Source organism: Chitinophaga sp. 30R24 (assembly GCF_049056765.1).
Taxonomy (GTDB): domain Bacteria; phylum Bacteroidota; class Bacteroidia; order Chitinophagales; family Chitinophagaceae; genus Chitinophaga.
This window is the reverse complement of the sequence record NZ_JBJGXX010000005.1, coordinates 145,802-167,520: the sequence shown is the minus strand read 5'-3', so window position 1 is coordinate 167,520 and position 21,719 is coordinate 145,802. Positions and strand designations below refer to the sequence as shown.

Annotated in this window: 15 protein-coding genes; 5 read left to right on the top strand and 10 right to left on the bottom strand. The window is 45.4% G+C overall.

Going from position 1 to position 21,719, the window contains the following annotated elements; all coding sequences use genetic code 11:
• Nucleotides 1-16: 16 nt before the first annotated feature.
• The 5 genes from ACDQ55_RS13920 to ACDQ55_RS13900 are packed head-to-tail and all read right to left on the bottom strand — an operon-like array spanning nt 17 to nt 7,363.
• The gene (locus ACDQ55_RS13920) at nt 17-2,881 is read right to left on the bottom strand and encodes a tetratricopeptide repeat protein (protein WP_420982009.1); all 2,865 of its coding nucleotides are present in this window, start codon (nt 2,879-2,881) and stop codon (nt 17-19) included.
• Between the two features lie 13 nt (nt 2,882-2,894).
• Nucleotides 2,895-4,382, bottom strand: coding sequence for a glycosyltransferase family 2 protein (locus ACDQ55_RS13915; RefSeq protein WP_420982008.1), 1,488 nt, complete (start codon nt 4,380-4,382; stop codon nt 2,895-2,897).
• Between the two features lie 12 nt (nt 4,383-4,394).
• Entirely contained in the window at nt 4,395-5,828 is a 1,434-nt protein-coding gene (locus ACDQ55_RS13910) for a glycosyltransferase family 2 protein (RefSeq protein WP_420982007.1), read from the bottom strand.
• Nucleotides 5,828-6,982 (bottom strand): HEAT repeat domain-containing protein, encoded by a 1,155-nt coding sequence (locus ACDQ55_RS13905; RefSeq protein WP_420982006.1) that lies wholly within the window; start codon nt 6,980-6,982, stop codon nt 5,828-5,830. Before ACDQ55_RS13905 ends, ACDQ55_RS13910 begins: the two co-directional genes overlap by 1 nt.
• 3 nt (nt 6,983-6,985) lie before the next feature.
• A complete protein-coding gene (locus ACDQ55_RS13900; protein WP_420982005.1) occupies nt 6,986-7,363 on the bottom strand; it encodes a response regulator in 378 nt (125 codons plus the stop codon).
• A gap of 274 nt (nt 7,364-7,637) precedes the next feature.
• Here ACDQ55_RS13900 and ACDQ55_RS13895 point away from each other — a divergent pair, with 274 nt between their 5' ends.
• The 3 genes from ACDQ55_RS13895 to ACDQ55_RS13885 all read left to right on the top strand — a co-directional run bounded on the left by ACDQ55_RS13895 (nt 7,638) and on the right by ACDQ55_RS13885 (nt 13,107).
• Complete coding sequence (locus ACDQ55_RS13895; protein WP_420982004.1) at nt 7,638-11,012, top strand: response regulator; 3,375 nt, start codon at nt 7,638-7,640, stop codon at nt 11,010-11,012.
• A 22-nt stretch (nt 11,013-11,034) separates the two neighbouring features.
• Nucleotides 11,035-11,853 carry a CheR family methyltransferase gene (locus ACDQ55_RS13890; RefSeq protein WP_420982003.1) on the top strand — a complete coding sequence of 273 codons (819 nt, stop codon included), beginning with the start codon at nt 11,035-11,037 and terminating at the stop codon, nt 11,851-11,853.
• 150 nt (nt 11,854-12,003) lie between these two features.
• On the top strand, nt 12,004-13,107 hold the full coding sequence (locus tag ACDQ55_RS13885) for a sensor histidine kinase (protein WP_420982002.1): 1,104 nt from the start codon (nt 12,004-12,006) through the stop codon (nt 13,105-13,107).
• Nucleotides 13,108-13,109: 2 nt separating this feature from the next.
• Here the strand turns inward: ACDQ55_RS13885 and ACDQ55_RS13880 are convergent, their stop codons facing one another.
• Both ACDQ55_RS13880 and ACDQ55_RS13875 read right to left on the bottom strand, forming a co-directional pair.
• Nucleotides 13,110-13,943: a hypothetical protein gene (locus ACDQ55_RS13880; protein ID WP_420982001.1), complete on the bottom strand. Its 834-nt coding sequence runs from the start codon at nt 13,941-13,943 to the stop codon at nt 13,110-13,112.
• 25 nt (nt 13,944-13,968) lie between these two features.
• Entirely contained in the window at nt 13,969-14,769 is an 801-nt protein-coding gene (locus tag ACDQ55_RS13875; protein ID WP_420982000.1) for an alpha/beta fold hydrolase, read from the bottom strand.
• Between the two features lie 280 nt (nt 14,770-15,049).
• Between ACDQ55_RS13875 and ACDQ55_RS13870 the strand changes: the two genes are divergently transcribed.
• A complete protein-coding gene (locus tag ACDQ55_RS13870; RefSeq protein WP_420981999.1) occupies nt 15,050-15,712 on the top strand; it encodes an HAD family hydrolase in 663 nt (220 codons plus the stop codon).
• A 101-nt stretch (nt 15,713-15,813) separates the two neighbouring features.
• Here the strand turns inward: ACDQ55_RS13870 and ACDQ55_RS13865 are convergent, their stop codons facing one another.
• The 3 genes from ACDQ55_RS13865 to queG all read right to left on the bottom strand — a co-directional run bounded on the left by ACDQ55_RS13865 (nt 15,814) and on the right by queG (nt 19,639).
• Complete coding sequence (locus tag ACDQ55_RS13865; RefSeq protein WP_420981998.1) at nt 15,814-17,643, bottom strand: alkaline phosphatase; 1,830 nt, start codon at nt 17,641-17,643, stop codon at nt 15,814-15,816.
• 188 nt (nt 17,644-17,831) lie between these two features.
• Entirely contained in the window at nt 17,832-18,377 is a 546-nt protein-coding gene (locus ACDQ55_RS13860) for an RBBP9/YdeN family alpha/beta hydrolase (RefSeq protein ID WP_420981997.1), read from the bottom strand.
• A 347-nt stretch (nt 18,378-18,724) separates the two neighbouring features.
• Nucleotides 18,725-19,639 carry a tRNA epoxyqueuosine(34) reductase QueG gene (gene queG, locus ACDQ55_RS13855; RefSeq protein WP_420981996.1) on the bottom strand — a complete coding sequence of 305 codons (915 nt, stop codon included), beginning with the start codon at nt 19,637-19,639 and terminating at the stop codon, nt 18,725-18,727.
• Nucleotides 19,640-19,729: 90 nt separating this feature from the next.
• Here queG and ACDQ55_RS13850 point away from each other — a divergent pair, with 90 nt between their 5' ends.
• Entirely contained in the window at nt 19,730-21,718 is a 1,989-nt protein-coding gene (locus ACDQ55_RS13850) for a transglutaminase domain-containing protein (protein ID WP_420981995.1), read from the top strand.
• Nucleotide 21,719 lies beyond the last annotated feature (1 nt).

Genomic DNA, 21,719 nt, shown 5'->3' with positions numbered 1-21,719 from the left:
GTTTAGCTAATAGCGATCAAAATTTCCGCTGAACGGTTATATAAATATCGTACTGATTTTGATAACCGACATCACTGATTTTTTGGTTGTACCAGGTGCCAAACAAGCCCAGCGTGGTACGATAGCGTATTATTTTTTGATAACCAACACCTATGTCGTGCGATAGCAATCCTGACAGATTAGGGAAATTAATGAGTCTGCTCCGGTCGTCTGGTGAAGTGCCCAGTCCACCTATTACTTGCAGATAATCCTGTCTACGGTTCATATAATAACGGGCGGTCAGGTTAAAGGCAGTATATATATTGGGCGATTCGCTGATCACAAATCCGCGTAGGTTTATCCAGAAATCATCGAAAGGTTTGGCAATAGAAACAACGCCGGAAACACTGGTCAGGCTGTCGAGGTTCAGGTAGCGGGCGCCTAATTCTACTTCAATATCCTTTTTGAATGTTTTGAAGATGGAGTAAGAGGCGCGTATCTGCGGAAACACTGTTTTATTGGAATAAGCCAGCAATCCATATGAGTATAGTTTGGGATTGTGGGTATAATAGAGCTCTGCCAATCCTTGTAAGCCATTGCCGTTTTGTCTGCCGGCATAATTCAGTTGTACGGCATAAGAACCGCCGCGTTGAAGAAAATGCCGGTATTCTACGGTTGCAATATTGTATTTGTTGGAGGTATAGTCATACGTGGAGTTTAGGTAGTACAGGGCAAACTGGTTTGTTAAGGTTTTACTTTCCAGGTAATCACGGTAATCTGTATTGGTAGCAGACGGTTGTAGTTTCACTACGGAGTCTGCGGCCAGGGCAGCAGCAGCGTAATCTTTTTTATTTTCCAGGGATATAGCCCTTTTTATTAAGAAGGCTTCATTGTCTGGGTAGTAGTGGTTACCTTGTGCAGCGTAGGTGAGGGCGCTATCGTATCGATGTTGTCCATTCAGGATATTAATGCTGTATAACAAGGCTAAGGAGTCTTTCGGATTCAATGCCAGTACCTGGTTAAACTGGGTTAATGCGCTGTCGTACTGTTGCCGGCGTTGGTATTCGGCGCCCGCAGCCATCAGGCTGGTGGTGTAGGTATTTTTGTATTTGAGCGTATACGGATACTTTTGCATCAGGGCGCCGCTAATGGCAGCTGATGCGGTGTATTCGTGCATATCTTGTAATACAGATGCTTTTTTTAGCAGGAAGTCCCGGTTATCAGGATAGTAGGTTAATGCTTTATCTGCAAAATAAAGGGCGCTGTCGGCCTCGCCGGTAGCACTTTGCAGGTTAATCATATAATCCAATGCATCCATATTGGAAGGAGCTATTGCGAGCACTTGCTCAAATTGTTGTTTAGCGAGATCATATTCTTCTGCACGCATCAGGTTCCGGCCAGCAGTGAGATGCAGGTCTGCCAGATTACTACTGTAGCGGGTGTTTGCGGGATAGCGGTTAGCCAGTTGGGAGGCTATTGCTGCCGCTTCTTCATACCGGCCTGCATCTGCAAGTACGGCGGATTTTTTCAGTAGGAACCTTTCATTGCCTGGATAATATCCTAAGGCCTGATCCAATACTTTTAGGGCAGCGTTGTTATCTTTTTGAGCGATCCAGGTATTGGCTACCAGGTCTAGCGCGGTAGTATCGGAAGGACTTACTTTCAACGCGCTTTCGAAAGCGGCAAGAGCCAGGTCGTACTGTTGCTGGGTGAGGTATTCGCGGCCGTTGGCTATTTCCAGTAAAACGAGCCGGTCTTTCAAATCCGGGTTAGGTGTACGTTGGTATAGGATTTCCGCCAGCGCGGCGGCAGATCCGTATTTGCGGTCGCCTTCCAGTACATCCATTTTTAATGCGAGTAACCGGCTGTCGTTAGGACTGCTTTTGAGGCCACGGTTAATCCAGGCTAATGCTTCCCGGTAGGCGCCGCGCGCCATACTGTAGCCAATTAGTTTGTCTAATGCCTCCCGGTTGCCAGGGTCTTTTTCCAATACGCCTTCATATAGCGTATAGGGATCGGTGTTAGCATAGTAACCGGCGGCCTCTATTCGTAGTGATATTTCCAAGGTGCGCGCTTTCCCATCGCTGGGGTAGCGGCGCAGTATTTCCTGCAAAGCGCCTAAAGCATCTGCATAGGCATGCATATCCTGTAGAATGCCTAGTTTTCGCATCAATAGCTCGTAAGAGCCGGGATGTATAGTGAGGGCTTCATTTACCTGGTCCAGGGCTGATTGGTAGCTACCTCCTTTGATGGTTACGGCCAGGTTAGCTTCCCGGGCATCTGTATTTTGAGGGTCTGCCAATAATACGCGGTCGTAGCTTTGCCGTGCCATCCCGTTATTGCCAAGTTGTTGATAATAATTGCCACTCTCCAGGTAATGTTCTACGTAGGCATTACGTACTGTGGTATCCTGAGGATATCTGCTCATCAATTGTTCCGCTAGTTCATTGCCCTGATATATTTTATGCTGTAGGTTCAGTATGCCGAGTTTCTTTAACATAAACTCCATGCTGCCTGGGTAATAGCTGAGGGCTTCGTCGGTATAACATGCTGCTTCGGCATAGCGGCCAGTGCTCAGTTCTATGTTGATGGCGTAGTAATAGGCATCGCGGTAACGCGGATTTTTGGCCAATACTTCCTTTACGTATTTGCGGGCCAGGTCGTATTGCCTGGTGAGTAAATACAACCTGCCGAGCAACAGCTGTTGGTCTATGAAACCAGGTTGCTCTTGCAAGGCTTGTTTCGACAGGGTAATGGCCTTGCTATAGTGTTGCAGTTTGGTTTCCTGCAAAGCCTGTTCATACAAGGTTTCTGCGTTATTCTTCGGCTTAAAAATCTGTGCCTGCGTTTGTATGGTCCAACATAGGATGATACCAGTTAACAGCTGTTTTAATACGGCCATTTGATTGTTTTGTTTATGCATTTACTTTCTTGTTGCCAAAACCTTGTCGCTGCATGTTGCCCCAGGCGGTTTTTTTACCTATAATAAAAAACCAGTAACCTCGCAAGGCAAAGAAAACGATCAGCGGATGGTAGAGGAGTGGTTCTATAAAAGCCATCAGGGACAATCCTACCACTTCCCGCCAGGTGTTGTAATAGCGGTAGGTGAGCTGATCCCAGCAGATAGCCAGCGTGGTGATCATGATAGAGTACAGGTATACAAATAGCAGGAGGATAACGGCATCCTGCCAGTTTACCTGGTGGGTGATAATGAGATAGAGATAGTAAATGATACCGGTGCATTCTATGATGGGCGCCAGGAATTCGAACAGCAGGTTATAGGGTAATACAACCATGCCCATTTTTTTGTAACGGGGGTTGAAGAGTATTTTCCGGTGAAGGGTCATGATCTCGATCAGGCCTCGTCCCCAGCGGGTCCGCTGTCGGCTGAAAACCTTCATGTTGGGTGGTCCTTCTGTCCAGCATTGTGTAGTGGGAATATACCGGATGGCGTATTTCAGGTCGTTATCCATCATATAGGCGCACATGCGTGTGATGATGTCCATGTCTTCCGCAAAGGATTTATGGTCGTAACCACCGGCTTTAATGGCAATTTCTTTATCGAATAAGCCTAGCCCGCCAGATACGTTGGGTACGCTGTTCATCACACTCCATCCCATTTTGCCTAATACGTAAGCCCGTATATATTCCATTTCCTGGAAGCGGGGCAGTAGTTTTTTGGGTGGGCGTACCCTTATGATCACCCCCTCGTCTACTTCGCAGGAATTGGCAATGCGCAGGGTGGCGCCGGTGGCAATCACCCGGCGGCTGTCTTCCACTATGTGCACATAACCACACTCCGGACAAGGTTCACCTACTTCTCTGGTTTTCTTGTGTTCCTCATCCATAAATGGTTTGATCATGCGCAGCAAAGTATCTTTCTCAATGATACAATCTACGTCTGTGCATAGGAAGTAGTCGAATGCCGCTGCATTGATGCCTGCGTTGGAAGCATCTGCCTTACTTTTGCCATTAACTTTATCTATCACCAGTAGTTTGTCGTAGGCAGTGTTCACAGATTTGAAAATACGCCGTACCGGCTGTGTTTTGATGCGTTCATTGTAGGCGAAATCCACGGCTACCAGTTCAAATTCATTGATTAGCTTTTCCAGCGTATCGTCGGTGCTGCCATCATTAACAATGATTACTTCAAACCGTGTATAGTTTAACGTGAGCAACGACCGCACGTTCATGATAATGGTAATGCCTTCATTGAAGGCGGGCGCTATTACGGAGATACCCGGTGTAAGCGGGGAATCCAGCAATTGGTTGTAACTGGTAAAACTGCTCTCTTGCCGGAAGCGTTTTATGCCACGGTAAGACATATACGCCAGTAAGGCATATAGGAACAGCATGGTACAACCATATATAAATACTCCTGTTTGAAAAAATGAACTCAGCATAATCTGATTTCTTTATTGCTTCTTGCCAAAACCTTGTCGCTGCATATTTCCCCAGGTACTTTTTTTACCGGTCAGAAAATAATAGTATCCACGCAATGAATAAATAACGATCAGCGGATGATAAAGTAAAAATTCCATAAAGGGCGTCACACAGAGGTACAGCACTTCTTTCCAGGATTTATAATACCGGAAGGAAAGTTGATCCCACAGTATGGCAATGGTAGTGATGAGTATCGAATAGGTATATACGAAAATTAATAATAACAGGGCGTAAGGCCAATCGATCCTGCCCAGTATAACCAGGGTAATGTATATGATAATGCCGCTGAATTCTATCAGGGGCGCCAGTAGTTCAAAGAAGAAGTTGAATGGAAATATGATCAGCCCCATTTTCCCATATTTAGGATTCAGGAACATATGGAAATGGGCGTACATCAGCTGGGCCAGTCCCCTTGCCCAGCGCGTCCGTTGCCGGTTAAATACTTCCAGTGTGGCAGGTGCCTCTGTCCAACATAATGTTTTAGGGATGTACCTTACAGAATAGGTGATGTAATTGTCGTGGGCGTAACGGCACATGCGGGTCAGCAGTTCCATGTCTTCCCCGAAGGAGTTGTGGTCGTAACCACCGCAGCGGGTAGCTACTTCTTTATCAAATAATCCCAGGCCGCCAGACACATTAGGTACGCAATTAATATAGCTCCAACCCATTTTTCCCAACACAAATGAACGGATGTACTCTACTTCCTGGAAGCGCGGCAACAGTTGTTGAGGTGGGCGCATGCGAACCATCACGCCTTCATCAAACTCACACGAGTTGGCAATGCGCAGGGTAGCCCCAACGGCAATTACTTGCCTCGCTTTTTCTTGCATTACTGGTTTAATGAGTTCCAGCAGGGTATCTTTATGCAGGATGCAGTCTACATCGGTACATACAAAATAGTCGAACGCGGCTACGTTGATGCCTGCATTTACTGCATCTGCCTTGCTTTTGCCGTTTACCTTATCTATTACCACCAAGGAAGAATAAGCAGGGTCGGTAGATTTATAAATTTTTCGCACCGGTTGTGTGCGGATTTTGGCGTTATAGGCAAAATCCACCGGTACCATTTTAAATTCGCGGGTAAGCTGCTCCATGGTATCGTCGGTGCTGCCATCGTTGATGAGCACGATCTCAAACCGGGGATAGTTAAGCGTTAGCAGGGAGCGTACATTCTGAATAATGGTTAGTCCCTCATTGAAAGCAGGGGCCAATACGGTGATACCTGGTGCCATAGGAGAGCTGGCCAGCACATCCAGTTGATGGAGTTTATCTTTTCTGATATAATTACGCACGGCCAACATGGATAAAATAGCCAGCAAGCCATATATCATAAATAACATCAAACCATATACGAATAACGTGCTTTCATACATCTTGCCCGCTGTTGCCAGAATGCCATCTATCATCAGTATTTGATTAACGGGTTCATACAGTGTTTCAGGATGCGCAGGTTTTCCGGGCTGGAGGTATCCAGCAGCTCCTGTAATACCTGGTTGGCAAACCATTCGTTCTTAACGAGCGACCTGGCTGCGCTTTTACGCAGGTCGAAATCAGTAGAGTGGAGGAATTCTTGTTTAAGGAAATCGATATACCGTCCGCTGCTGATGCGGCCAATGGCTTTCAGAATCTCAATCTGGCAATGTAGCGGCTGACTGCTGTATATTGCTATCAGCTTGTCTTCCATGTCAGGGACCCGCAGTTTGCCCAAACAGTTGATGGCATCGGCGCGAAGATAATGGTCCTTAGTATCCAGTAGCTTGATGACTGCCGGTACCGCAGGTAACTGGTTATAATGTACGATTAGTTTTAAGCAAAAAGACACTACGCTTTTGTTGGAACTGTAAGTAACCCACCTGGCGAAGTTCGGAATGGCAATATCTTCTGTAGTAGTAATGATCCGGAACAGCTCCACCTGGTCCCACATCAGTAATGGTTCGGTAACCACATCAAAAAATTTGAAAGGCTCATTTTTACTGAGTTTGATGTAGGCATGCCGTGCGGCGGCCCTGAGCTCACGGTTACGGCTATTGGTTAAAGGTAATATGGTTACGTCGGCGATAGACATATCCATATTAATAAACTCGTTCAATGCCTGTACTTTCTTTTCCCAATGCCCCGATTTCATCTTCTTCATCGTATCCCTGTCCAGCTCCAGTTGCAGGTATAAGCTGCGCAGCAATTGCCCCATGTTGCCTCTCACATTGCGGCGGAAGTGAATGATACGCTCGGTAAGGGCTTCCCGCACCCATCTTTTATGTAATGGTAAGGACTGGAAATTATCCAGCGGCAGGATGGTATCACCTGTTACCGCGCTTTCTTCCAGGTTAGGATTGGTGAGGATCTCTTCGATGATCAGCTGGTCGGCTTCCGGAAGTAGCCTGGCTAGTCTTTTTTCCTTGCGGTAGCCCAGGTAACGGTTCCGCAGTATGGAGAAATAGGCCAGGAGCGTACCTGTTACCGCAACAATGATAAATATCGTGGCTACCTTTATCACCAACGGTGCATCACGGAACAGATAAAAATCAAACGATAGTGAACCGGGTATTTGTATATCCAGCATCGGCTATTTATTCTTCATTAATAATCTTTTTACCCGGATCAGTAATTCGGCAGGAATAATGGGTTTCTTCAGAAAATCGTCTGCCCCCAGTTTAAAGCCTTCCATTACCATATCCTCATTGCCCGCATTGGATACAATGATTACAGGAATCGTCTTTTCCCGTACCTGGCTTTTTACTTTGCTCAGGATCTCAAATCCGTTGGCATATGGCATCATGATATCGGTGATAATCAGGTCATAACCATAATGTGTGGCTTCTAATTTTTCAAACGCTTCCTTGCCATTGGATACGTGGTCTAGTTCATATTCTGAGGCAGGGAGTATCCTGGCCACTATTTTAGGCATGATCTCATCATCTTCTACTAACAAAATTTTACTCATAGCGGCTGATTTTTTCCGTTAAACAATACAACAATCCTATTGTTCACACGGATTGTACCTATTAAAATTTTTTTTGTTTTCGCATAACAATCAAATAATGATTTAGAATAAATCAATGCATCTCGTATCTGCGTAAATAATATATACTTTAAAACGGAATGGTTAGATGTTTCCTGTAGTTAATTTTTATTATGTCCCGCAAAGGTATTGAATATGAATGCATTTCGGTATTTTTATCATTATACAATGATCATCTTTTTCAGCATTATTCATCATGAAGATTTCACTGGCTAACAGACTCTACCTTGGTTTTGGCTTGGTAGTATTGCTTGTATTGCTAGGAGGCCTGCTTACCTGGCGCACTTTTGCTTCGCAAACAGAAGAAGCCGGTTGGGAGCAACATTCCTACCACGTATTGAATAATACAGAACGGGTACAACGTCTTTTATTTGATATGGAAGCAGCCAGGAGAGGGTTCCGGAGTACTTTTAACAGGCAGTTCCTGCAACCCTACGAATTGGCTCTTCCCAAGGTAGCTCCGGCATTGAATGATTTGCGTAGTATGGTGGCAGACAACCCAGGGCAATTCCGGAATGTAGATTCCCTGGAAGATGATGTCAATAATCTGCTGAGCTATTGGAATGTATTGGATCATCTGGCGGGTCAGCAACGGTTTGAGCAGAACGTTAGCATTACCGAAAAGGAATCGATGCTGATGGATAAGGTAAGGAACAGGATAGCTACTGTAAATGTGGAAGAACGCCGCCTGATTGCCCTTCGGGAAAACGTGAAGAATCAATCTTTTTCCAGGGTGGTATGGACCCTTACCATCAATAATGCTTTTATCCTGTTGGTGGGTTTTATCCTGATGCGGATCACTTATGTAGAGTTTCGCCGCCGCATAAAGGCCCAGCAGGCGCTTAACCATAAACTGCAGGAAGTAGTGGAGTTAAACACGGCCGCCAATGAAAGGAATTGGTTGCTTACCGGCGTTAATGAAATGAATGATAGTTTACAAGGTATTCATAACCGGGAGGAACTGGTACGCAATTGCTTGGACATGCTAACCTCTTTCGCTGGATTTACTGCCGGAGCTTTCTATTGTTATGAAGAATCTTCCGGCAATCTCCGTTTGCTCGCTACCGTAAATATGCCGGGCACTATTCCTCAAAGCGTATCCCTGCGTGATGGTTTCCTGGGCACTGCCGCTACCAGCAAAAAGATCCGGGTGCTGAACGGGGTGCCGGCAAATTATTGGCAGCTTACTTCGGCCAGTGGCAAGGCTTTGCCAGGTATCCTGGTATGGTTGCCCTTATGGATTGATGTTGAACTATTGGGAATAATAGAATTGGCTTCGCTGAAAACAGTTACACCTTTACAGCTCCGGCTGCTGGAAGTAGTGGAAAAAGATATATCCGTAGCGTTGAACGCAGCAAACGCCCGCGTGAAAGTGCTGTCGCTGTTGCGGCAGGTGCAAGACCAGCGGGAAACCCTCATCCATCAACAGGAGGAATTGCAGCAGTCGAATGAGGAGCTGAGCAGGCAGTCGGAGAGCCTGCAGGCATCTGAACAAGAACTAAAGGTACAGGAAGAAGAACTTCGGCAGGTAAATGCAGAGATCACTGAAAAAAATAAAGACCTGGAATCCGCCAGAAGCGCCCTTGCTGCAAAGGCCGCTGAGCTGGAAGCCAGCAGCCGTTATAAATCAGAGTTCCTGGCCAATATGTCGCATGAACTGAGAACACCGCTGAATAGCGTATTGATCCTGGCTAAAATGCTCCAGGAAAATAAAGACAGCAACCTCACCACAAAGCAAATGGAATATGCCGGTATCATCTATAGGTCTGGCGCCGATCTGCTCAGCCTGATCAACGATATCCTCGATCTTTCAAAGATAGAAGCGGGAAAGGTGGATATGAACTTCGAAGCAGTGGCTGTTAATGGTATCATGGACGATCTTTCCGATCTCTTTGAGGTGATTGCACAGGAAAGAAAACTGGAATTTATTAAAAAAATAGGCCCGGATGTTCCGGATGCTATTTATACAGATAAACTACGCCTGGAACAGGTAATACGTAACCTGTTGTCCAATGCTTTTAAATTTACGCTTCCGGGAGGAGTGATCAGCATTTCCTGGTATATGAGCGGTCCTAATGCACTTTCTGTGAGTGTTACAGATAGTGGTCCGGGGATTCCTGCGGATAAACGGGAACTTATTTTTAACGCCTTCCATCAAGGAGATGGATCTACCAGCCGTAAATATGGCGGTACTGGCCTGGGATTAAGCATCAGCCGGGAACTGATGCTGCTCCTGCACGGAGAAATACGGCTCGATAGCAGTACTCCCGCCGGTAGTACGTTTACGATTGTAATACCGGCAGATGGCAGCACCCTGCTGGACCTGCCATCGCAAGTAGTTACCCATGCAACACCGGCTCCTGAGATATTGCCGGCATTCATCCCTAACGATGACCGGCATAATATCAATAAGCAGGATAAATTGATCCTTATTATTGAAGATGATATTTATTTTGCAGATATCCTGCGGGACTTCGCCCGTAATAAAGGCTTTAAAACTATTGTAGCCCATAATGGACAGGATGGTCTTACTTATGCCTGCAAGTACCTGCCCTCCGCTATACTACTGGATATGAACCTGCCGGTGATTGATGGCGCCAGTATCCTGAAAATTCTTAAAAGCAGTGAGGAACTAAATAAAATATTGGTACATGTAGTTACCGCCTCCACTCTTTCTGAAGATAACATACACGGCTATACACAAAAACCGCTGGAGCTGCAAGACCTGGAAGAGGTATTTGCTAATATCAGCACACATATACAGGCCGGGTTAAAGAAGGTATTGCTGGTTGCTGCCGGTCACCTCGGCGCAGATGCTGCTCTCTGTACTAAGAGTAAGGAAAGGAATTTGGATACGGCTTATGATACGGCCGTAAATCTCTCAACTGCCAGGGAACTGCTGGCCGAAAAAAGATATGACGCCATAATCGTGGAGATCAACCAGGATTTAAAGCGTGCGCTGGAACAACTACAGGCTTTATCACAAATGCGGGAAACTGGGGATACGCCGTTGATCATATATCTCGATCAGGATATCACCGCTGCTGAAGAACAACAATTGAAGAAGTATGCTGCCACTATTATACGTAATTCTACTCACGCTACCGACCGGCTGATGGATGAGCTGGAGCTGTTCCTCTATAAGCTCCAGAAAAAAACAAGTGTGGAAAATACGCCGGTAGACTGGGTGGAACATACCCTTGCCGGCAAAAAAGTGTTGCTGGCCGACGATGATATGCGTAACGTTTTTTCTATCAGCGCCCTCATGGAAGAACAGGGTATAGAAGTGTTCACTGCCGCTGATGGGAAGGAAGCCCTGGAAGTGCTGCATGCCCACCCGGAAGTAAACCTGGTACTGATGGATATTATGATGCCGGAAATGGATGGCTATGATGCCATAGCTCAGATACGGACAGAAGAACAGTTCCAAGAATTGCCCATCATCGCCCTCACGGCGAAGGCTATGGCTGGCGACCGGCAGAGATGCCTGGAGGTGGGAGCCTCAGATTATATCGCCAAACCAGTAGATAGCATTAAACTGCTATCTTTATTAAGGGTCTGGTTATCTTAATACGAACATATACAGGTACATAGTGGAAAACATCAGTAATAGCGATTTTACAGCGTTGGTGAACATTATTCAACAGCGATACGGGTATGATTTTTCGGATTATGCCCCTGCCTCCCTGAAACGCCGTTTTCTACGCTTTACTGGCTATGCACAGATTAAGGACCTGTTTGAGTGGAAGCTCCGCTTACTTAATGATCCTGCTTTTTTCCAGGAAATGGTGCAGTACATTACGGTAAACGTAACGGAAATGTTCCGCGACCCCTTATTCTATAAAGCGATGAGGGAAAAAGTGCTGCCCAGGTTGGCAGCTTATCCGATTATTAAGATCTGGCATGCTGGCTGCGCTACCGGTGAGGAAGTATTTTCGATGGCGATCTTGCTGGAAGAAGCTGGGTTACTTAACAGAAGCCGGATATATGCCACCGATATTAATGCTGTTAACCTGGAGAAAGCGGAAAACGGCATCATTGGTCTGAAACATATGAAGGACTATACGCAGAACTACCTGCACGCAGGCGGCTGTAATGATTTTTCCAATTACTATACGGCGCGCTATGATCATGCAATGATCCACCCCTCATTGCGCCGTAATATTATCTTCTTCCAACATAATCTGGTTACCGGTCAGGTGTTCAATGAGTTTCAGCTAATTTGCTGCCGGAATGTTTTTATATATTTTAACAGCACTTTGCAGCAACGCGTAACCAGCTTGTTTTATGAAAGCCTAACTTCGCTGGGATACCTGGCATTGGGTATAAAAGAATCCTTATTACTGAATGAACAGCTGTTGAAATTTGAGCCTGTGGATGTGGGCAATAAAATTTTCAGACGAAAAGTATAGCATGTTGACAGCATTACCTCCATACCGCATACTCGTAATAGGTGGCCCGGCTGCGTAATGCCCAAGGTAGCCATCGTCTACTATCCATGTCTGTTTATGACATCCCCCTAAATTTAAAAAACATAAAGCATAGCAAATAAAAGTTGACAAATGATGCAGCGCAAACCGAAGATATTTACAATTCTGCTGGTAGACGATAAAGCGGAGAACCTCGTTTCCCTGGAACATATGCTGGAAGGGGAGAACCGGGAAATACTCACCGCTACGTCCGGAAATGAAGCACTAAAAACAGTACTACGTTATAATGACATTGGATTGATTATGCTGGATGTGCAAATGCCGGATATGGATGGCTATGAAGTAGCCCGCCTGTTACAGGCCAATCCTAAAACAAAACAGATCTCTATCATCTTTGTGACAGCCATCAATAAAGATGAGCAGTATGTGATACGCGGCTTTGAAGAAGGCGCGGTAGACTACCTTTCCAAGCCATTGGATACTCATGTAACCCGTGCTAAAGTCAATGTATTTGAAAAACTGTACCTGTACCAACAGGAACTACAGGCGGCTATGACAGAGAAAGAGAAGGTAAATAAGCAACTGGAGCGCTTTATGTATGTAGTGGCGCACGACTTGAAATCTCCCTTATCCGGCGCTATTGGCATGCTGGCCCTTATGAATGAGGATGAGCGCATACAAAATGCACCAGACCTTAAAGAATATATGAAAATAGTGCTGGGCGCCACTAATCACCTTACGGAAATGATCACTTCTATGTTGGACTATACCCGGCAAAGCGAGATAGAACAAACCATTGAGGAAGTAAATGTGCAGGAACTGGTAGACCAGCTAGCCCGTTTGCTGTTTCTTCCTGCGCATATCAGGATTGACATAGCCAACGCCTTACCGCAGTTATATACCAATAAACTCAAGTTACAGCAAGTATTTCAGAACCTTATTTCCAATGCCATTAAATACAACGATAAGAAAGAAGGAATCATCACAATAGGAGGTGCAGATCAAGGGGAGTATTATGAATTTTATGTAAAAGACAATGGTCCGGGAGTGGCTAAACGCGATACAGACCGCATATTCCGCCTGTTTGAGCGGGTGGATGTAGATGGAAAAGAGGAAGGTACCGGTATTGGGCTGAATATTTTTAAACTGCTGGTAGAAGAACAGGGTGGAAAGGTATGGGTTGATTCCCAGCCTGGAGAAGGCAGTACGTTTTATTTCTTGTGGCGGCAGCGCTAGGGCTACTCAAAGATCCATAACCGGCCGCTGATCTGTTGGGTAGAAACAGGTAAACAAGAGACTTTCAGCGTAGTATGTTCCAGTTCCCAGGTCCAGTCAGAAATGGAGTTTTCAGGAGAAGAAAACAGCTGTACCGCCTGTTTGTAGATGTCTTCTACGTTCAGCGCCCGGTTGCGTAGTTGTGTCATAGCATCGGATAATATAGCGGGCAGTTGTTCACCTGGTCCTGAAAGGCCAAGAAGGGTAGCGCCTTCCTGGTTTACCCATCCGGAAAATCCATCGTTGTTGATAAATACTAAGGCATGCGGAATAGTATGTAAAATGGCGGCAAAACGGATGGCCACCCGTTGAAAATATACCTGTTGCTGCGATTGCAACAATATTTCCTTTAAGCGTAAGCGGATCGTTTCTATACATTCCAGGAATTCTGGCGTAAATAGCTGTGGCTCGCTCCAGCCTAATATCAACACACTGCTGTTGGGTGTAGTATTTACAGGAATGATGATGGCAGATGATAAAGCCTGTAATACTTCTTTGAATACATTTTCCCGGGGAGATGGGATCTCCCGCCAGTAAATAGTTTTGAAGCCTTGTGCGTACAATACTTTTTTGATAGGCTCCGGGTTCATTACTATTTCATTCAGGTATTGTGGGGATGAGTTTTTTACCTTGGCGGTTTCTTCATCCTCAAATTCCAGCTGCAGGGCTATATCTGCGGCCGTCAGGTTTTTTACCAGCGATATACTGAATGCCAGGAAGGAAGAAATATGTTTATCCTTGTCCCAGCGGCTGGTCTGATTAACAAAATTTAACGCTTTACGTTCCCAGGTACTCACAATATGAAATTAAAAGCATGAAAAATTACAGAAAGGACTGTATAGCAGCAATCACTTCTTTCGGTGCAGATATCTGCGGAAAATGTCCTTCTGTTTGTACTTTAGTGCGCCGGCTATTAGGAATATGCGCTTCCAGATATTCACTCACTACAGGCGGAACGGCAATGTCGTTGGCAGTTTGCACCACCAGGGTGGGTACTGTTACTTTATGCAGTTCTTCCCGGTGATCCAGGTAAAAGATAGCTTTAGCTACCAGTATAGCAATATCCGGCCGGATGGTTTGTAACGATTGGGCAAAAGCCGCCGCCAGTTCGGGTCTGTTTTCGTTTCTCATAGCCAGTTTGGAAAAACCGCTGGCCCAGGCGTGATAGTTATTTTCCATGGCGTCAAAAAAACTGTTCAGTGTATGATGATTGAAACCACCAGTATAGCCGTTTTTCGGATCATCCAGGTAACGGGGGCTGGAGCCTAGTAATATCAGCTTTTGTATCAGCTCAGGGTAGTGGATGCTGGCAAGTAAGCCTGTAATGCCGCTTACAGAATGTCCTATAAAAGTAACATGTTGATTTTCCAATGCCTGCAGGATATCGGCAACATCGGTAACATAGCCGCTGATAAATTCATAACGTTTAGGACTAAACGCTTGAATGTCTGCTTTGCCGGCACCTACATTATCGTACAATACAATTTTGTAGTTGTTTTCGAAAGCAGGGGTTACTTTGGAAAAGCAGCCCTGGTCTAAGCCAAAGCCATGGGAGAAAACTAGGGTCTGTTCGGCATTAGGGTTGCCTGTAACACGAATGTTATTTCTTTTAATAATGTCCATGCGACAATTAATGTTTGAAAAATAATGGCACCATAACCATATCGAAAACCAGGCTATCTTGAGCCGGCAAGGAATAGCACCAAAGGACGTTCATTCGGATTAGCTCGCTTGGGTTACTTTCACAGTGTTTGCAAAAGTCTGTCTTTCAAATATAGGTAATTAGTCTGAACGAATGTGTGTAGGACGATTGGCCAGGTAAAGTATTTGCCACCTTATGGACAGACCGCGTTGTAAAAATACGCCGGCAAATCGCGTATCTTGCGCTTTATAAAAAGGTATTATGAGTCAGCAGCAAAAAGCATTTCTCTTCGACATGAACGGCACCATGATTAATGACATGGCCTATCACCTGGAAGGGTGGTATCATATGCTGAACCGCTTAGGCGCCGGTTTGTCGAAAGAAGAGGTAAGAAGCCATATGTATGGCAAAAATGAAGAATTGCTGGTACGGATTTTTGGGAAAGACCGCTTTACCCTGCAGGAAATGCTGGAGATTGCCCACGAGAAGGAAACATTGTACCAGGAAGCTTTCAGGCCGTACCTACAGCTGATAGCAGGACTGCCTGCTTTCCTGGAAAAGGCCGCCACTACAGGTGTTGCAATGGCCATCGGTACTGCTGCCAATATTTTCAATATCAATTATGTATTGGATAACCTGGATATCCGTCATTATTTTAAGGCGGTAATCAGCGCAGAAGATGTAACCACTAGTAAACCGGATCCGGAAGTATTCCTGAAATGCGCTGCTGTTTTACAGGTAGAACCTGCCCGTTGTATTGTATTTGAGGATGCTCCCAAGGGAGTAGAAGCTGCTTTGAATGCAGGCATGGAGGCAGTAGTATTAACGACTATGCATACACGTGAGGAGTTTGCACAATACCCCAATGTAAAAGCTTTTGTAGCTGATTATACTGATCCCGTATTGCAACCGTTGTTTTTATAGCCGGATGTAATTGCTGAATATTAGTTGGGAGCTGGCCTATTAATAAAGCTAGTAGATACCGGCTGTATCTCTTCCAGATACAGCCGGTATAGTATGGTGGATTACAGTTTAAAGCACTGCATCATTTTCTTAAAGATCTCGTTGTTTTCGTACACTCCGCGGAAAAGCTGGGAGTTAGGCCCATAGGCAAACACCATCACAGGAATACCCGTATGGTCGTTGGTGGCGAAATGCCCGCGCAGGCTACCTTTGGAAATATCGCCATCCATGAGTGCAAGGCCGCCGGTTTCATGGTCGGCAGTAACAATCACGGTGGTTTGTTTATCCTGGTCGGCAAAACGTAAAGCTTCTCCTATGGCTTCGTCAAAATCAAGCATTTCACGTACAAGGTAGTCCAGGTCGTTGAAATGGCCGCCATGGTCTATACGGGAACCTTCTACCATCAGGAAGAACCCTTTACCGGAAGCATTGAGCTGCTGCAGGGCTTTTTTCAGGGCTTCTTTCAGGTAGTTGCCGCGGCCATTGCGCATGGAAGTCACTACTTTATCGCTGATGATGACCAGGGTACGGTTTTTCGTAGTTGTGTTCCAGTTATCCAGGTTATCATATACCTGTATGCCGGATGCGGCCAGCTCTTTGCTAAGGTCTTTATCCAGCGATTCCCGGCCACCACCTACTGCTAGCTGTAATTTGCTGCTTAATAGTTGTTGCTCAAGTACATAGGTGCTGTCCCTGTCGGCAGTGTGTCCATAAAAAGATGCAGGAGTAGCGCCGGTAATTTCTTCGGTCACAATCACGCCGCTCTGGATGCCTTTAGGGGCCAATAATTCGGGGAGCACAGGAACGGATACATAAGTATTGTCTACTCCGATGGCGCGGTTGTTGGTTTTATGACCAGTGCCCATAGCAGAACCACCGGCTGCCGAATCGGTATGGTAATTATCGGTCGACTGGGTTTTAGATAAGCCCAGTTGTTTCATTTGAAAGAGATTAAGTGCGCCTTTGTTGGCAGTATAACCGGCATACATTTCTGCCAGGCCGGTACCGTCACCTATCATCAGGATCACATTTTTGGAACGTACAGATGTGGCATCGGTAACGAAATTGGGAGTATACACTGTATGCTGCGGCAGATTGGCGGCGATAGTGTGGGTAGTATTGTGCAGCACATCATAAAGCTCTTCCGGGTAGTCGGTGCCGATCCAGTCTACGCCCAGGTCCATCAGCTTATAATAGCAAGACCTGGAAGACGGAGCGCCCCAGAAGCGGAAAGGATGCCCTTGTTGGTGTACTTGTTGCACTACTTCTTTTACCTTGACCATCTCTGCGGGCGTAATGGTGCCTTTGCCATTCCAGTTGCAGTAATCGTGGAAGTCTACACTCACCATAGCAATCCGGGATTGTAACTCCGTGGGGTATACGCCATCCGGTCTGCCGTCAAAAAAGAACATAGTGTCAAACTTGGCCCATGCTGTTACTGGGGGCAAGTTACCAGAAATCACCACCTTTACGGCATGCGGATTAATGCTACGGTCGAAATACTGGCGGTAAGGGCGTAGCATTTCCTGCAAGGCCTGTAGGGTAGGAATACCGGCTGTTTTTAGGTCTATCAGCAGCTGTAAAGGGGCTCCGCTGGCGTAAGGCTTACCATTGTATAGGGTGAACTGCCGCACTATAGGATTCAGGTACATTTCTTTAAATGTCCGGAAAGATTGTATCGCATCGGAGTCATGAGCTACATATAGTTCGCCGTTTTTTAGATGTATGTCTGCTTCAACAGAGCCAAATTCGAGCGAAGCTGCCGCGTAAAAAGGAGTGGTGCGCTCATAGTCGTTATGGGAATGCGCCTGGGCCATGGTGTATGTTTTTATTTGGGCCTGTGCATTGGCTGTCAATATTACACCGGATAAAACGGGTAAGAGTTTTTTCATTGTCTGATGTTGAAAGGTGGCTTTTTCCTAAAAACAGGAATACTATAACGGTAGTTATTCTTTTTGCCGGGCAAAGGTAGCCACAAGGATACTTTACTACCCTATCTGATTAGTTTATCTTTACGTTAATTATTGTTGGAAAAATCGATTTAGTTAACTGATGTCTCCTGGATACTTACCCGCTATAATTATAATGTGGCCCAGTTTTGTACGAGTTCTTTCAACAGCGTTTGTCCTTCTGGCCAGTCGCCCACAGCGGAATCGCTGTTAATATGCCCCTTGGCGCCGGCATTTACAAACCGGCTACCCCAGCGTTCTGCAAAAAACAAGGCCCTTTCCAGGGTACAATAATCATCATTGGTACTGGCTACTACAATACTTTTAAAAGGGAGAAGTGTTAAGGGAATAGGCGTAAAGCCCTTTGTTTCCGGTGGAAAATCGGGCTGTTCGGCATCAGCCGGAGCTACTAGCAAGGCACCGGTAATGGGAGTACTGCTTTGCTGCGCCCAGTGTGCTAACGCAACACAACCCAGGCTATGGGCGGCTATCACCACCTGGGGGCCGGCAATCTTTACTGCCTGCTCTATCTTTTTGATCCAGTTGGCGCATACCGGCGCATCCCAGTCAGATTGCTCAATTCGTTGAATCCCGGTAAGGCTGGTTTCCCATTTGGTTTGCCAGTGCAAAGGTCCCGAACCTCTCAGGCCCGGTAAAGTCAGAACTTTAATTTCCATGACATTGCGGCATTAGACCTAGAAAGGTACTAAAAAGTCCGGCCATTTAAGCGCTTTCATGTATAAATAAGAGGCGAATACTAAACAAAGAAAGGTCGAAAGAATTCGACCTTTATTGCTAAATTCCACGTTATGGCACTCAGGTCCATAAAAAATTGATCAGCTGATCCGGTATAACCGGTATATGTAGTGATATTTGGCGGATTAATGAAAGTTGTCAGCTCGTTGCTGTACAAAAGTAGGTGAAGGTAAAACGATTGTCAAGATATAGACAAATAATATTTAAAAAAAATTAAAAAACGCTATTGCCAGCGGCGTTGCATTTTGGTAGTGCAAAATGCTGGCAGTTAAGAGCCAATGAACTTCAAATTCCGCCGGATGCCGGCAAATTTGCTGCGTTTTAATGGAGAATGTCGGAAAGTTTGTTTGAAGGCTTCTTCCGTCATTTCTTCCCAGTCGCGAGTAGAAAAGTTTAGAATCGCAGGAATAGGGGTAAATGCCGCCTCCTGATGCGCTTTGGCAAAGCGGTTCCAGGGGCATACATCCTGGCAGGTATCGCAGCCAAACATCCAGTTGTCAAACTGCCCCTTCATCTGGTCGGGTATCAGGGCTTCCTTTAGTTCTATGGTAAAGTAGGAAATACATTTACTACCATCCACTACGCCCGGAGCTACCAGGGCTTCGGTAGGGCAGGCATCCAAACAACGGGTGCAGGAACCGCAGTAATCGCCTACCGGACCATCATATTCCAGCGGAATATCGGTGATCAAGGTAGCGATAAAAAAGAAAGACCCTGCTTGTTTATGGATCAGGTTACCATTTTTACCTATCCATCCTAGGCCGCTACGCCTGGCCCAGGCTCGTTCCAACACAGGTGCGGAGTCTACAAACCCGCGTCCTTGCACTGGCCCTATATGTTCCTGCATGCGCAGCAGCAGCATTTTTAGTTTCTCCCGGATCACCTCATGATAATCTTGTCCGTATGCATATTTGGATATACGTGGGGCGTCGGGTCTTTGTTGTGCCTGGGGAAAATAATTGAATAATAACGTGATCACCGATTGGGCGCCATCTACCAGCTTTCTGGGGTCTATACGCTTGTCGAAATGATTTTCCATATACTGCATGTTCCCATGCATACCCTTATTCAGCCAGGTTTCCAGCCTGCGCGCATCATCATCCAGTTGCACTGCTGCCGCGATGCCGCAATGATCAAATCCCAGTTCATGGGCCAGCTCTTTTATGAATAAGGTATGAGTCATCCTCGCAAAATTACGTGATTTTTTATACCTTTGCGCCGCATATTATCCCTATGCAATAACTGTATGCAGTACACCCTAAAGATGCTAATCTTGTCAGTTAGCAGTTTGTTCGCCCTGGCTTCTAATGCTCAGGATGGTAGTAAAATGAAATTTGGTAAAGTCTCCAAAGAAGAGTTTACAGACAAAAAGTTCGAGAAAGATACCGGTGCACACGCAATCGTGCTTTCTGAAATCGGTTCTTCTGCCTTTGAGTCGGATGGCAGCGATTTTCGCCTGATCTACAAAGTACACCGGCGCATTAAAATTGTAGATAAGAATGGTTATGATGAGGCCACGGTACAAGTGAACCTGCACAAATCCGAAACAACAGAAGAGCGGCTCCTTAACCTGAAAGCATCTACCTATAACCTGGAAAATGGTGTGGTGGTAGAAACAAAAATGGATAGTAAAAATGTGTTCAACGACAAACAGGATAAATCCCTGTTGGTGAAAAAATTCACATTGCCAGCCGTGAAGGAAGGAGCTATTATAGAGTATACTTACACAATTTCCTCTCCCTATCACCGCTATCTGCGCGCATGGGAATTCCAGGGTGAGTATCCCCGGTTATGGAGCGAGTATAGTGTAGCTATTCCTGAATACTTCGACTATATGTTAATCCCGCAAGGATATGAAAAATATGTAGTGCAATCGAAAGAGTATTCCCGTGTTACCATGAGTTTCCAGCAAGAATCGGCAGGTGGTGCAGGTCCATCTAACACGGTAACTGTTACGCCTAATGTTACTATCTACAAATGGGCATTGAAAGATGTACCCGCCATCCATAATGAAAGTTTTGTTACTACCATTGATAATTATATTAACCGGGTGGAATTCCAGCTGTCTGCTTATAACTGGCCTAATCAGCCACGTAAGCCGGTGCAAAATACCTGGGAAGAGCTGATGAAGGATCTCATGAAAGATGAAGATGTAGCTGGTGTATTATCAAACAATAATAATTTTGTTTCCGGTACAGTGGAGGAGTTAACAAAAGACGCTAAATCCGATCAGGAAAAAGCCCAGAAAATATTCGGCTGGATAAGAAATAACTTTACTTGTACTAATTATCGCGCATTCTGGATGGAGAAAAAACTAAAGAATGTGTTCAACACAAAAAGTGGCAGTGTTGCAGAAATTAATATGTTGTTGGTGGCCATGCTGCGGAAAGCAGGGCTCAGTGCACACCCGATTATACTCAGCACCCGGGCCAACGGATATGTGTACCAGTTCTATCCTTTGCTTACCCGCTTTAATTACCTCATTGCAGGTGTACAAGTGGGCAATAGATATGTGAAACTCGATGCTTCCGAACCGCTCATGGGTTTCGGTAGATTACCGTCAAGTTGTTATAATGGTGCGGCCAGAACGATAGATGATTTTGCTACCCCGGTAATCCTGGGCGCCGATTCCCTGAAAGAGCAGAAGTTTACCAGCGTATCATTAAGCAAGCTGGAAAATGGAACAGTTTCCGGAACTTTTATGCAGCGACCTACCTATTTTGAATCATATAGTATACGCAATAGGATAAAAAATAAAAGTGAGGAAGATTATTTTAAAGACATCACCAAAGCCTATACCGGTGAAATAGAACTGGAGCATAAAGAAGTGGAAGACTTGAAAGAACTGGACGCTCCTTTGCTGGTTAAATATGATTTCAACATGCAGGTGGGCGATGGAGACGTGCTTTATATTAATCCGCTGTTCGGAGAAGCCTATAAGCATAACCCTTTTACCTCTATGGAACGTAAATTCCCTGTGGAAATGAATAGTGTTTCTGATGAAATGTATTCTTTTAATATGGAAATCCCGGAAGGATATGTGGTGGATGAATTGCCTAAGCCTACTGTTGTGAAGTACAATGAAAATGAAGGTATCTTCCAGTACCTGATCCAGCAACAGGACGACCATATTCAGTTGAGTTGCAGAATAAAACTGAACAAGGCGAATTTCTACCCGGATGAATATGCCACCCTGCGTGATTTTTTTGACCTGGTAGTGAAGAAGGAATCAGAACAGATTGTTTTAAAAAAGAAAAAATAAA